The sequence below is a fragment of the Pseudomonas sp. HK3 genome, from assembly GCF_052920985.1.
Window position 1 is genome coordinate 627,994 of the sequence record NZ_JBREXD010000003.1, and the last position, 13,497, is coordinate 641,490.

Sequence of the window (13,497 nt, forward strand, 5' to 3'; positions counted from 1 at the left end):
CTAACAAAAACAAACAGAGGCCAGTATGATTTTACGCTTACTTATTACCGCTATGATGCTACTGGCTGTCGCAAAATTTTATTTACACGATACAAAACAAGCCGAACAAGTAAAACCTGCTGCACAAATTGAAGACATTCAAAATCAACTGGATGAAATCCAACGCAAACAAGCGGAGCAAAGACAAAAACAACTCGACATGCTTAGCCAATAATTTTTAATATAAAGCTTGCGTCAAAACAACTCTAAAAGAACAGTAAGTCTCTATACTCACCGGATACTCTATAATTTAGATAAAACAAGGAAGAGCAACATGATCAGCAATGAGTTAATCAGTGTACTTGGTTACTGCGGTTTAATTAACATTGGCATACTTGCTTTTTGGTTTGCATCTAACTTGCTAGGTGGCGAAGCCGTTATCAATTGGCATACCCGTTTATTTGGTTCAAGTAGTGAAAAAATCATGCTGGTGCAATATCAGTTGATGGGCATGTATAAATTACTTAACTTTATGTTTTTCTTGGTGCCGTGGTTGGTTTTGACCCTATTAAAATAGGGTCAATAAAAGCTAACGTTATAGCTTTAACTGCTTTGCGATAATCTCGTTCATAATTTCTCGCGTACCACCACCAATTGAAAGTATACGATTATCGCGATACAAGCGCTCTACTACGCTTTCTCGCATTAACCCCATGCCACCAAAAATCTGTACCGCTTCATAAGTAACAAAGTCACTGACATCGGTTGCGAAGTTTTTCGCCATACTGACTTGCTTAACTTGATCGACACCAACATTCATGTTTGCCGCCACGTTGTACATCATGGTTTTGCTGACTTCTAATTTTGTCGCCATCTCGACCAGTTTGTGTTTGATCACTTGATACTTTCCGATGGCTCGGCCAAAGGCTTCACGTTCTTTTACGTATTTATAGCATTCATTTAATGCAAGTTCGGCCGTCATATTCGCCATTGAGGTGAGCATTAATCGCTCACTTTGAAAATTGGTCATAATGGCGAAAAATCCGGTGTTCTCAGCACCAATTAAGTTTTCAGCGGGCACCATACAATCTTCAAAAAACAATTCGGCCGTGTCCGATGCCCACCAGCACATTTTTTTAAGGCTTTTACCCACATTAAAACCTGGGGTGCCTTTTTCGATCATTAATAAGCTAATACCACCAAAGCCATCACCACCTGTACGAACCGCAACGGTATAATAATCAGCACGCACACCTGACGTAATAAAGGTTTTACTACCATTCACTTTATAAAACGTGCCTTGATCTGTTGTCACTTTTTCAGCACGGGTTTTAATGTTCGCCACATCTGAACCGCCGCTAGGTTCTGTAATGGCCAGTGCGCAAATTTTATCGCCTGCTAATACACTGGGGATGACTTTTTGTTTGAGTGCGTCGCTGCCCCACTTAGCAATGGGTGGTAAACCAATATCAAGTGAACCTAAGCTTGAAACCAAACCAGCACTGGTGCATCGCATAATCTCTTCGGCAAATACTAATTTGTGAAACACATCGGCTTTTGTGCCGCCGTATTTTTCATCAAAGCCAATACCCAAAAAACCAGCATCACCTGCCATTTTATAAATTTCACGGGGAAAGGTATTTTGCTCTTCCCAATCATCTATATGAGGCAGAATTTCTTTATCGACAAAGCGTTTAATACTGTCGCGCAATGCGTGATGGGTTTCATCAAAGTAAGGCGGTGTAGCGGAAACTTTTGACATGAGAGCAGCCTATTGATAATTATAATAATGGTTTACATCTTGTTAAAATAACATTCAACAAGATGCAAACAATGGCAAAAACACTCGAAAGCTTGGCCTAATCAACCATTTGATTACTTATGCTGATTCGGCTGCTGGTTCTTTATTTTCAGACTCAATTTCAACCAGTAATTGTCGACCTTTCACTTGATCACCTTTTGTAACCAAGATAGCTTTAATCACGCCATCACTATCGGCTTTCATGCTGTGTTCCATTTTCATAGCCTCTAACACCACTAAGGTTTGGCCTTTTTTAACCGCTTGCCCACCTTCAACTAACACATCAATAATGCCACCATCCATACTGGCTTTAATTAAACCACTGCCTGCGGCATCAGCGCTTACCGCTGGCGCATGGGTCATGTCTTCAACAAACACACACCCTTCATGTGTATTGAGGTAAACACCATTTTCATGAAATGCAAAACTTAATGTAGTCGCAACACCGTTTTCACTGTAGCGAACACTTTGTTCACTAAAAGCTTGCAGTGTCACGTTAATTTCGTCATCACCTGCGCTTAACATGAAGGTTTTTTCTTGGCTATTAACCACATTCACGGCCACTTTATGCTTATCGCTCACACATAATAAATCAAACCAAGTAGGCGCAGGATTAGAGTTACGCCAAAAGCCACGTTCCAATGCATCTGAGTTACTCTGCGCCGATTTAAGATAAAATAACCACGCGGCCATCGCTTGTTGCTTTGATGTAAGCGGATGCGGTGTAAGGGATTTATCTTCGTTAAACGATGCTTCAATAAACGCAGTTGTCGCGCCACCAGTTGCAAAAACATCATGCTGTAAAATATTAAACAGGAAACCGCGATTACTACGCACACCCAGTAATTCGATTTTTTTTAATGATGCCATTAATCGACGACGCGCATGATCACGGTTCTCGCCATATGCAATGACTTTTGCCAGCATAGGATCATAAAACGGCGTTATGGTTTGGCCTGTTTGAATACCGGCATCCATTCTTAAACCATCACCTTGGGGGTAGTTCCAACGCAACACTTCACCAGTTTGTGGCATAAACCCTAATGCTGGGTCTTCTGCATATAGACGCACCTCCATGGCGTGTCCTTTAATTGTGACCTCTTCCTGTGTTTTAGGTAAAAGGCCACCCGCTGCAATTGTTAGCTGCCAGGCCACCAGATCAACGCCAGTGACTAATTCAGTCACTGGGTGCTCTACTTGCAAGCGGGTGTTCATTTCAAGGAAGTAAAATTTGCCGTCATCATCGGTTAGAAACTCAACCGTGCCTGCGCCCACATACTCACACGCTAACGCCGCATTCACAGCTGCTTCACCCATTTTTTGGCGTAGCTCTGGGCTGACAAATGGTGACGGGGCTTCTTCTACTACCTTTTGGTGGCGGCGCTGCACAGAGCAGTCACGTTCACCTAAATAAATGCAATTGCCATGTCGATCAGCAAAGATTTGAATTTCAATATGTCGCGGACTAATAACCGCTTTTTCTAAAATAATTTCATCACTACCAAACGCATTTAATGCCTCTGATTTTGCCGTTTTTAATTGCTCTAAAAAGTCAGATTCTTTATGCACCAAACGCATACCACGACCACCACCACCGGCAGCCGCTTTCACCATGATTGGATAACCGATTTTGTTCGCATGAGTAAACAAGATGCTTTCATCTTGTTCTGCGCCTTCGTAACCTGGGATACAAGGAACATTCGCCTTAATCATTTCGATTTTAGCTAAACGCTTATTGCCCATTAGCTCAATGGCTTTTGGATCTGGCCCAATAAAGGTGATGCCTTCGGCCTGACACGCTGCGCAAAAATCAGTATTTTCAGATAAGAACCCGTAACCTGGGTGAACCGCTTGTGCGCCGGTTTTCTTACAAGCATCAATGATTTTTTCAATTACCAAGTAACTTTGATTCACTTGGGCTGGCCCAATGCATACGGCCTCGTCTGCAAATGCCACATGAGGCGCGTCAGCATCGGCTTCGCTGTAGACCGCAACGGTTTCATAACCCATGGCCTTTGCAGTTTTTAAAACCCGCAGCGCAATTTCACCGCGGTTTGCTACTAATACTTTTGTAAATTCAGCCATGTTGTCTCCTACCTCAAACCACTTGTATTACGTACTGCATAAAATTATTGTTATTTTTTGTCGGGCAATGCCCGACCTACTTATAATATTGTCTGCTTATTTTGCATGAGGGCGCACCCAAATATGTGGCATACCACCCTGCGTCCTATAAGCCCGGTAACCCAATGTAATTTTCAACTAAGCATTCCAAGGCGCCGGTTTCTTTTGAATAAAGGCCATGGTTCCCGCCACCCCTTCTTCGCCTTGTACGGCAGCACTAAATGCTTTTGCCGCTTCGTCAATTAACTCTGACGCCTCATGTTCGGCGGCTTTTAAAATAAGTTGCTTGGTTACTGCATTTGCATGCGGTGCACACGATTTAATTTGATCAAGCGTTCGCCCTAACAACACATCCAGTTCGGCATCGTCTTTTGCAAAAAAGTGGCTTATACCAAGCGTCACCGATTCTTCACCACCAAAACGTTCACCTAATAATGCTAAGCGACGGGCTTGTGTTAAACCAATACGCTTTACCACAAACGGTGCAATTTGCGCAGGCGGAATACCCAAACTGGTTTCAGGCAAACCAAATTTTGCAGTGTCGGTTGCAATGGCCACATCACTGACACACGCTAAACCAAAACCACCACCGAGTACCGCACCTTCTAATACAGTGATGACCACTTGAGGAATGTGATTCATTTTCAAAATCAATTCACCGAATTGTTTATTCAATTTAAAATATGGGTCACTCTCACTTTTCGCCGCCTCAGCACGGGCACTGGCCATATCTTTAATGTCGCCACCGGCACAAAAATGCCCACCTTCACCGCGTACAATCACGGCACGCACCGACAAATCACTTTCGAGTGCGGTTAACACTTGTGACAACTCACCCACCATGGTCAAACTCATGGCGTTACGCGCTTGCGGGCGATCCAATGTCAAATGCAAGACCCAAGGGTTTTGTGCATCACGTTCTAATTTAATACAGGTGTAAGCTTGTTCTAACATGTTGAATCCTGTTTACACTTTACTTTTCTTACCAATAATCATTTTTATAATACCAAAGGTATTAACCGTATAACTTTGACTAGCTAGTTTTTAAACTAGCCAAAGCAATGAATGTAACGTCTATTTCATTTTTTTAGGTAAAATATCCATATACTTACAAATAATACCGAGCATGATTTCATCCGCCCCGCCGCCGATAGACGCCAAACGGCCATCGCGATAAACCTGAGAAACTGGGTTATCCATGGTAAAGCCCATGCCGCCCCAATACTGCAAGCAGCTATCTGCCACTTCACGAATTAAGCGGCCGCCTTTCAACTTACACATAGATGCAAGCTTGGTAACATCTTGCTTTTGAATCATTAATTCAGTCGCGCGATACGTTAATGAACGCAGCAGTTCGATCTCGGTTTGCAATTCCGCCAAACGAAAATGGATGGATTGATTGTTAATCAATGGCTGACCAAACGTTTTACGCTCACGGGTGTACTCGATGGTTTTTTCAACGCATTGTTCAAGCGTAATCAAACCACTGGCCGCACCCCATAACCGTTCTTCTTGAAACTGCAGCATTTGCAGCATAAAACCCGTGCCTTCTGCACCAATGCGATTACGCTGAGGCACACGCACATCATCAAAATAAACAGGAGCGGTATCGCTTGAGCGCATACCAATTTTATCGATCTTTTCACCAACGCTTACACCTTTGGTATTGGCAGGCACAATAATTAATGATTTGTTTTTGTGTGGCTTATCATCACTGGTATTGGCTAACACACAAAAGAAGTCCGCTTGCGTGGAGTTAGTAATCCACATTTTTGAGCCGTTAATAATATAATCATCACCGTCTTTTTTAGCGGTGGTTTTAAGTCCGGCCACATCAGAACCGGCACCCGTTTCAGATACGGCAATAGCCGCAACAAAATCGCCAGCAATAGCGGGGGCTAAAAATTCTTGTTTTAATTCATCGCTACCGAACTTTTCAATGGCTGGCGTTGCCATATCGGTTTGCACACCGATGGCTAACGGCACACCACCACAGGTGGCATAACCTAATGCTTCAGCTGCATAAATATTATAAGAATGGTCTAATCCCATGCCGCCGTATTTTTCAGACTTATTAATACCCAGTAAACCAAGGTCACCCATTTTCTTAAAGACTTCATGGGCAGGAAACGCGCCTGCTTTTTCCCATTCGGCTACATTTGGGTTAATTTCGTTTTCAACGAAATTTTTCATCGTACGGAAAATTTCTTTGTGTTCGTGTGTAATGATCATGTCGCTATCCTTAAAAAGAGTTAAAAATATAAATACTTACAAACGGGCCACGCCGAATGAATTTGGTTGCAGTGTGCGGGCCTGTGCTTCTTTACAAATACTTAAGCAATAGCCTAATACGCGACGAGTATCACGTGGATCAATAATGCCGTCATCCCATAAACGGGCGGTTCCAAATAAACTGGTCGAACCTGCATCTAACTTTTGAGCCGTTGCTAACTCAATGGTGTCGAGCATTTTAGGGTCTGGTTCCATTCCCATTTTGCGTTGCTTATCTTCGGTCACAATACGTAACACCTTACCCGCTTGCGCCCCACCCATTACGGCGGTTTTACTGTTTGGCCATGCGAAGATAAAACGAGGGTCTAAGCCGCGACCACACATGGCATAGTTACCCGCGCCGTATGAACCGCCCACATTAATACTAATTTTAGGCACGGTAGCATTGGCTACTGCTTGAATCATTTTAGAGCCGTGTTTAATCACACCATTTTGTTCACTTTGCGTGCCCACCATAAAACCTGTGGTGTTATGAATAAACAGCAGCGGTGTATTACTCTGCTCACATAGTTGAATAAACTGTGCCGCTTTCGCCGCGCCTTTTGGTGTAATGGGGCCGTTATTACCGATAATGCCAACCGCATGACCTTCGATTTTGATACGCCCACACACAGTTTGGTTGTCGTATTCGTTTTTAAAATCTAAAAATTCAGAACCATCTGCAATACGCGCTAAAATTTCACGTACGTCATAGGGCTGTTTTGCATCCGCTGGCACCACACCTAAAAGTTCATCTGGCGCATAAAGCGGTTGCTCGTATAAATTGGGTTTTAATGCGCTGGCATCAACTTGATCATTCCATGGTAGGCTTTGCATGATCTCGCGAGCAATGCGAATACCGTCTGCATCGTTTTCTGCTAAATACTCCGCCGTACCGGCAATTTGCGCATGCATTTCTGAACCGCCAAGTTCTTCGTCTGTGGCGACTTCACCGGTTGCCGCTTTTAAAAGTGGTGGGCCGGCTAAAAACATTTTTGCTTTGCCGCGTACTAATACAACCCAGTCAGATAAACCCGGTTGATACGCACCACCCGCTGTTGCATTACCATGCACCACTGTCACTTGCGGTAAACCTTGAGCAGACATGCGTGCTTGGTTTGCAAAGGCTTTAGCGCCTTTCACAAAAATATCCGTGGCATAATTTAAGTTTGCACCACCGCTTTCAGAGAGACTGATGACAGGTAAATTATTTTCTTGAGCGATTTCTTGTAGACGCAGGGATTTATCTAAACCCGCTGGTGAAATAGTGCCGCCTTTTATTGCGCAGTTATTGACTACAATCATGCAACGGATGTTCGCCACATAACCAATGCCTGCAATAATACCGCCCCCTGCACCACTGCCGTCTTTGTCGTCATGCATTTTATAACCCGCCAATGCCATCACTTCTAAAAATGGCGAGCCTGCATCTAACAAACGATTTAAACGTTCACGGGGTAATAGTTTTTTACGCTGAATGAATTTTTCGGTACTGGCTAATTCTTTTTCAATCACTTTTTGTTCAATGGCACGAAATTCATCAATGCATTTTTGCATGGCTTCACCATTGGTTTTAAAACCAACACCATGAACATCAATCTCGGACTGCAATACGGGCATAATTAGGCCTCCTGCTTATCGTTATTTTTGTCTTGCAAGACGTCTGGCATCACCGCACGGTGAAAACCATTATAAGGCGCGTTATTTTTGGCTTTAGGCAATGGCCACATACGGTTACCCAAAGACGCTGCGCCATCAATCCGCAGGGTTGAACCGCTCACAAACGCAGATGCTTCACTTAATAAAAAGCTAACTGCACCGCTCACTTCCGATTCTGTGCCCATGCGTGATAGCGGCACGGCTTGTTCTAGTTGTGGAATAATGGCTTTGAAGGCGCCCTCATAGGTATCCATGCCACTTGAAATAATCCAACCCGGTGCGATTGCGTTGACGCGCACACCCGATTGACCCCATTCGAATGCCGCCGTTTTAGTAAAGTTCTCCATACCTGCACGTGCTGCACCTGAGTGACCCATGCCAGGCATGCCACCCCACATATCTGCAATGACATTTACAATGCTGCCACCGGTTTTCACCATTGACTGGTTGTACACTTCACGGGCAAACAAAAAGCCACCCACTAAATTAGTGCGCATGACGGTTTCAAAGCCTTTTTGATTAATGGCCGCCAAAGGTGCTGGATACTGACCACCTGCATTGTTAAGCAAGCCATGAATGACACCATGTTTTTCTTTAATGGCTTTTACAGTGGCTTTTACGGATTCTTCTTCGCGAATATCACAAGCCCAATAATCGGCACTGCCACCGTCTTCAATGATTTCAGCTTGAACTTTTTTCAGCTTATCTTCTTTGCGTCCAATTAAGACTACATGAGCCCCTAAGTGGCTTAATTCATGGGCACAGCAGCGACCTATGCCGCTACCGCCACCGGTTACCACCATAACGGTACTGGCAAATAAATCCGGTTTAAACACACTGTTATATGACATTTAGCTTCCTTTACGACCTTGCTGGGGACTGAGTTTCACCCCAAATACATTCAGTAATTATTCAATAAAACCACACTACCAAGCAAGCGCTTGGTTTACAATACCAAATGTTTCATAAATAATGGCCAAATATGACAACTTTTAAGGAATAAACCGTGGATGAAGTGCTAAACGAGCTAGTGGCGTCAGGTAAGATCACAGATCCACAAAGTGCCAAGGGCCGCTTAATGCGTGCCGCGGCACATTTATTTAAAACCAAGGGCTATGAGCGCACCACAGTTCGTGAATTAGGTGCAGCGGTGGGCATTCAATCTGGCAGTCTGTTTCATCATTTTAAAAGCAAAGAGGCAATCTTGTTATGTGTGATGGAAGAAACTATCATCATTAATATTGCGCGTATGCATGAGGCGCTTAAACATGCTCATAGCGCCACCGATCAATTATTAGCCTTAATTACTTGCGAGCTTGCGTCAATTCATACCGACACAGGTGAAGCCATGGGGGTTTTGGTTTACGAATGGCGCAGCCTTAGCCAAGACAAACAAAAATACATTCTGCAATTACGCGATGAATATGAAAGCCTGTGGTTAAGCAGCATTGAACAAGGTAAAAAAGAAGGACACGTTGAACATGATGCCTTTATTTTAAGACGACTGTTAACCGGAGCCATAGGCTGGACAACCACGTGGTACCGCCCAGATGGCGACTTAACGTTAGACGCACTTGCTGAGCAAACTCTGAAACTGGCCATTAAATAGTTTTGTACATTCAGCAACCAAAACTGCTTTTATCTGATCATTTTTTTAATGGGGAGTCTTTCCCCATTAACCCTTTCTATACCAATCTGAAACATTACATATTGTTTTAAATCAGCTTTATTTCGCTTAAAAAATAATAAGTTATTTTGCGTCAAACAATTGATTTAGATCACTCGTACCATTTCAAATCCCCCTAATATGCAGAAAAACCCACGGGAAATCTAAGGAAACCCCTGATGAAAAAACTAAACGCCCCTATTCTTTTAATCTCTTCTGCAATGATGTTAAGTGCACCTGTTATGGCTTATGAAGCAGGTGATATTTTAATGCGTGTGGGTACGGCTTCGGTTAATCCAGAAAAGAAATCAGACGATATTGATGAAGTACCAGGCCAAGCAGTAAAAGCAAACGACAACACTCAACTGGGTATCTCTGCAACGTACATGATCACCGATAACATTGGCGTCGAAGTATTAGGTGCAAGCCCATTCACACACGACATCACAGCAAAAGACGGTACGCTTGGTGCACCAGGGGCAGACCTTGGTGAAGTAAAACATTTACCACCAACCATCAGCGCACAATATTATTTCATGGATAAAACATCGGCTATTCAGCCTTACGTTGGTGGCGGCTTAAACATTACCGTTTTCTTTGACGAAAAAGCGGGTAAAGATGCAAAAGCACTAGGCTATGACAAACTAGACCTAGATGAATCTTTCGGCCTAGCCGTACAAGCGGGGATCGATTATAACATTAACGAAAATATGTTTGTGAACGCTTCCGCTATGTATGCAAAAATTGGCACCACTGCCACGCTTAAAGGCACTGCAGGTGAGTTGAACGTTGACTATGACTTAGACCCAATGGTTTACCGCGTTAACTTTGGTTATAAATTCTAAAATAACCCTCTCATATTAAGCCCGCCCTTTGCGGGCTTTTTTGTGCCTGAGTTTTGTACAATACAATTATGAGTGGTATGTAGGTCATGCTCATAACTGAACCTTAAATACTCGCCCAATCAGCCAGTAATTTATTCACTGATTTTTTTGGGGTTTTGGCCAACGTTTTAATTTTCTCGAAACTTAGATCAAATGCTCCGTAACGCTCACCGATGTATTCCAACATGGCAAGCCACACCTTGGCAGTCATTTCAGCATCATATAAAGCTCGGTGAAACTCTCCGCCGCTTTCGACGTTGGTATAACCCACAAGCTCACCTAATTTATGGCTTTGCGCATCTTGAAACACACGTCGCGACACCAATAGCGAACACGAAAACTCCCCATCATAGCAACGACCTATACGGGCTAATTCAGCATCTAAAAAGCGTTTATCAAACGATGCATTATGCGCTATTAAGTTTGAGCCTTGTATAAAGTCCGCAAAGTCATGCATAACCTCCTCGCAACTTAACGCATCAGCCAGCATGGTATTGGTAATGCCCGTGTAATCGGCAATAAAACCCGATACGCGAAAGCCCGGGTTCATCAGCGCCTGAAATTTATCCACCACTTGACCATTTTCTAAACGCACAGCACCAATTTCTATGGCGCGGTCGCCCATATCAGGTGATAAACCAGTGGTTTCAAAATCGAGAATAATTAAGGAGTCGGCGCGCATGGTGAATATCTTGGCATGATGATAGTAATTTCAAGTGTAACAAATAAGCTTAGAGATCGACATTATCAAAAAATACAGCAGGCAGTGCTTTCACCACCTAAACGCTTGTAACCTGCATAGCCAGCATATGGGAATGACTATTCAGCTAAGGGTAGGTTTGTGCCCAACAGTAGTAACATTCTGCTTTTCAACTTGCTAAGATTGCTTCGTTTAGAATTCAAAGAGCAAAAGTATGAAAGCGGCACTCTCACTTTTCATTCAGTTTTTCATGTTAGGTTGCACCAGCTTTGGCGGCCCGGCTGCACATCTTGGTTATTTTAGAACGGTATTTGTTGAGCAGCGTAAATGGCTAAGCGATAACGAATACAGTCAGTTAATCGCTCTAAGCCAATTTTTACCCGGGCCAGGTTCTAGCCAAGTAGGGTTTGCAATTGGCTTAAAAAAGATGGGGTTATTAGGCGGTATCCTGGCGTTTATCGGATTCACCCTGCCCTCTTTTATGATCATGTTGGCCATTGCCCTTGGGTTAAGCCAATTTACTCAAGCACCTTTTGCAATTGAACTCATCAACGTATTAAAAATATTTGCCGTATTTGTCGTGCTTGATGCTGTTTTAGGTATGGCCAAAAACTTTTGCCATAACACCAGCACCGTTGTATTAGCCACTTTAACCGCATGTGCGATATGGTTAATACCCAACCCGTTTGTTCAAATTACATGCCTTATCGTTGCCGCCATTTATGGCAGTGTCGCATTGCAAAAAGACCGTTCTAATGTTATGAGCAATACCGTCAAAGTCACTTGGTGGCCACTGGCGTTATTTACGGGTCTATTTATTTTAATTTTAAGTGGCGTACTCCCGCTGCCTGAATTATTTGAGCAAACCTTTATTGCAGGCAGCTTAGTCTTTGGTGGCGGCCATGTGGTATTACCCTTACTGCAAGATTATTTTGCAGCCAGCATTGGTGAAAATGCCTTTATAACGGGTTATGCCGCCGCACAAGCGATACCTGGCCCCATGTTTACCTTTGCCACATACTTAGGGGCACTGTCGCACACACAAGCTTGGCTAGGTGCATTAATCGCCACGGCAGGGATATTTTTGCCGGGCTTTATTTTGATTCTCGCTTTACATAAGCACTGGCAAGTCATTGCACAAAAACCAAAAGTAGCCGGGCTTGTGAATGGCGTTAATGCCGCCGTTGTGGGGCTTTTATTTGCCACTCTTTATGACCCTATTTTTACCTCCGCTATTCATAGCAAAGAAGACTTAGCACTAGCCACGATTGGCTTTGTGTTATTACGCTTTATTAAGCTGCCTATTCTTTGGATCTTATTGTTGGCTGTTTTAGTAAGCGCGGCTAAAACATGGCTTGCTTAACACACACTAATTACCGGCATAAAAGCATTCATTAAATTGCAATGAAGCGCAGTTGAAACTGCGCGTTTATTTTGTAAATACAAAGAGGCCGTCCATGAAACACCTAATCTTGTTTATTAGCCTCTTTTTGTCACTGCCCGTGTTTGCCTATAACTGCACAACTGACAAAAAAATCCCTGCCATTCGTTATTTAGGTGTAGGCGCATTGGACATTCATTATCAAGGAAAACGACTACTCACAGACCCTTTTTACAGTCCTCAATCGTTTTGGGATATCGCAAGTTTTACCCCTTACACATCAAACAAAATCCACATTACAACAGCGCTTGGCGATGCAAATAACACCGTAAATACCGTGTTAATTGGCCATGGCCATTATGATCATGCCGCAGACGTGCCCGCTATTACAGGCTACTTAGCAAACGATGCACAAATATTAAGCAGCCAAAGCACTCAGTTTTTACTTGCCAGTAAAATGGATGCCTCTCACATTACAGGGCTAACCAAAAATGATTTTGGGCAATGGCGATCAGTTGCCGAAGGCTGGATAAGAGTCATGGCAACACCATCAGAACATGCGCCCCAAGCACTGGGCATTAACTTATTTCCACACAATCATGAGCATGAAGTAGAAGACGCCCCAAAATATGTTTGGCAATGGTCACAGGGCACGAACATTAATTGGATTGTGGATTTTTTAACCGCTAAAAATGGCAAAAAAGTCACACAACGCATTTTTGTGCAAACGTCTGCTTCTGCATTTCCGATTGGTGTGCCGGATCTTAAAGATGGCATTAAAGTTGACAAAGTATTTCTGGCGGCCGCATCCTTTGACCACGTCGATAATTACCCTACAGGTTTAATTAAACAGCTTGAACCTAGTGAAATCATTTTTATTCATTGGGAAAACTTCTTTAAGCCTTGGTTTGAACAACCACAGGCACTATCGCTCATTGATTTTGATACGCTGATGAGCAATAAAACCCTAGCAGGCCGTGCAAACGATGCATTAATCGGCCAACCAGGGTTTTGTTATTAATTTATTTTTCA

Annotated in this window: 13 protein-coding genes; 6 read left to right on the top strand and 7 right to left on the bottom strand. The window is 43.3% G+C overall.

The features are described 5' to 3' along the window. Positions 1-25: 25 nt before the first annotated feature. Positions 26-214: a hypothetical protein gene (locus ACU6U9_RS18395; protein ID WP_446736449.1), complete on the top strand. Its 189-nt coding sequence runs from the start codon at positions 26-28 to the stop codon at positions 212-214. Between the two features lie 99 nt (positions 215-313). Beyond that, on the top strand, positions 314-556 hold the full coding sequence (locus tag ACU6U9_RS18400) for a DUF6868 family protein (RefSeq protein WP_446736450.1): 243 nt from the start codon (positions 314-316) through the stop codon (positions 554-556). Positions 557-574: 18 nt separating this feature from the next. On the opposite strand, the gene ACU6U9_RS18405 is transcribed toward ACU6U9_RS18400, so the two are convergent. From ACU6U9_RS18405 to ACU6U9_RS18430, 6 genes are all read right to left on the bottom strand, one after another. Beyond that, positions 575-1,741, bottom strand: a complete 1,167-nt coding sequence (locus tag ACU6U9_RS18405) for an acyl-CoA dehydrogenase family protein (protein WP_446736451.1) — start codon at positions 1,739-1,741, stop codon at positions 575-577. 117 nt (positions 1,742-1,858) lie between these two features. After that, a complete protein-coding gene (locus ACU6U9_RS18410) occupies positions 1,859-3,865 on the bottom strand; it encodes an acetyl/propionyl/methylcrotonyl-CoA carboxylase subunit alpha (RefSeq protein ID WP_446736452.1) in 2,007 nt (668 codons plus the stop codon). Positions 3,866-4,042: 177 nt separating this feature from the next. Continuing rightward, on the bottom strand, positions 4,043-4,858 hold the full coding sequence (locus ACU6U9_RS18415) for an enoyl-CoA hydratase/isomerase family protein (RefSeq protein WP_446736453.1): 816 nt from the start codon (positions 4,856-4,858) through the stop codon (positions 4,043-4,045). Between the two features lie 120 nt (positions 4,859-4,978). Next, a complete protein-coding gene (locus ACU6U9_RS18420; protein WP_446736454.1) occupies positions 4,979-6,136 on the bottom strand; it encodes an acyl-CoA dehydrogenase family protein in 1,158 nt (385 codons plus the stop codon). Positions 6,137-6,172: 36 nt separating this feature from the next. After that, positions 6,173-7,795 (bottom strand): acyl-CoA carboxylase subunit beta, encoded by a 1,623-nt coding sequence (locus ACU6U9_RS18425; protein ID WP_446736455.1) that lies wholly within the window; start codon positions 7,793-7,795, stop codon positions 6,173-6,175. Positions 7,796-7,797: 2 nt separating this feature from the next. Next, complete coding sequence (locus ACU6U9_RS18430; RefSeq protein WP_446736456.1) at positions 7,798-8,685, bottom strand: SDR family oxidoreductase; 888 nt, start codon at positions 8,683-8,685, stop codon at positions 7,798-7,800. A gap of 155 nt (positions 8,686-8,840) precedes the next feature. Here ACU6U9_RS18430 and ACU6U9_RS18435 point away from each other — a divergent pair, with 155 nt between their 5' ends. Both ACU6U9_RS18435 and ACU6U9_RS18440 read left to right on the top strand, forming a co-directional pair. Further along, positions 8,841-9,443 carry a TetR/AcrR family transcriptional regulator gene (locus ACU6U9_RS18435; RefSeq protein WP_446736457.1) on the top strand — a complete coding sequence of 201 codons (603 nt, stop codon included), beginning with the start codon at positions 8,841-8,843 and terminating at the stop codon, positions 9,441-9,443. A gap of 236 nt (positions 9,444-9,679) precedes the next feature. After that, positions 9,680-10,345: an OmpW/AlkL family protein gene (locus ACU6U9_RS18440; protein WP_446736458.1), complete on the top strand. Its 666-nt coding sequence runs from the start codon at positions 9,680-9,682 to the stop codon at positions 10,343-10,345. A 103-nt stretch (positions 10,346-10,448) separates the two neighbouring features. Here the strand turns inward: ACU6U9_RS18440 and ACU6U9_RS18445 are convergent, their stop codons facing one another. Next, positions 10,449-11,066, bottom strand: coding sequence for a 3'-5' exonuclease (locus ACU6U9_RS18445; protein WP_446736459.1), 618 nt, complete (start codon positions 11,064-11,066; stop codon positions 10,449-10,451). Positions 11,067-11,298: 232 nt separating this feature from the next. On the opposite strand from ACU6U9_RS18445, the gene chrA reads away from it, so the two are divergent. Beyond that, positions 11,299-12,447 carry a chromate efflux transporter gene (gene chrA / locus ACU6U9_RS18450; protein WP_446736460.1) on the top strand — a complete coding sequence of 383 codons (1,149 nt, stop codon included), beginning with the start codon at positions 11,299-11,301 and terminating at the stop codon, positions 12,445-12,447. Positions 12,448-12,541: 94 nt separating this feature from the next. Next, positions 12,542-13,486 carry an MBL fold metallo-hydrolase gene (locus ACU6U9_RS18455; protein WP_446736461.1) on the top strand — a complete coding sequence of 315 codons (945 nt, stop codon included), beginning with the start codon at positions 12,542-12,544 and terminating at the stop codon, positions 13,484-13,486. Positions 13,487-13,497: the final 11 nt, after the last annotated feature.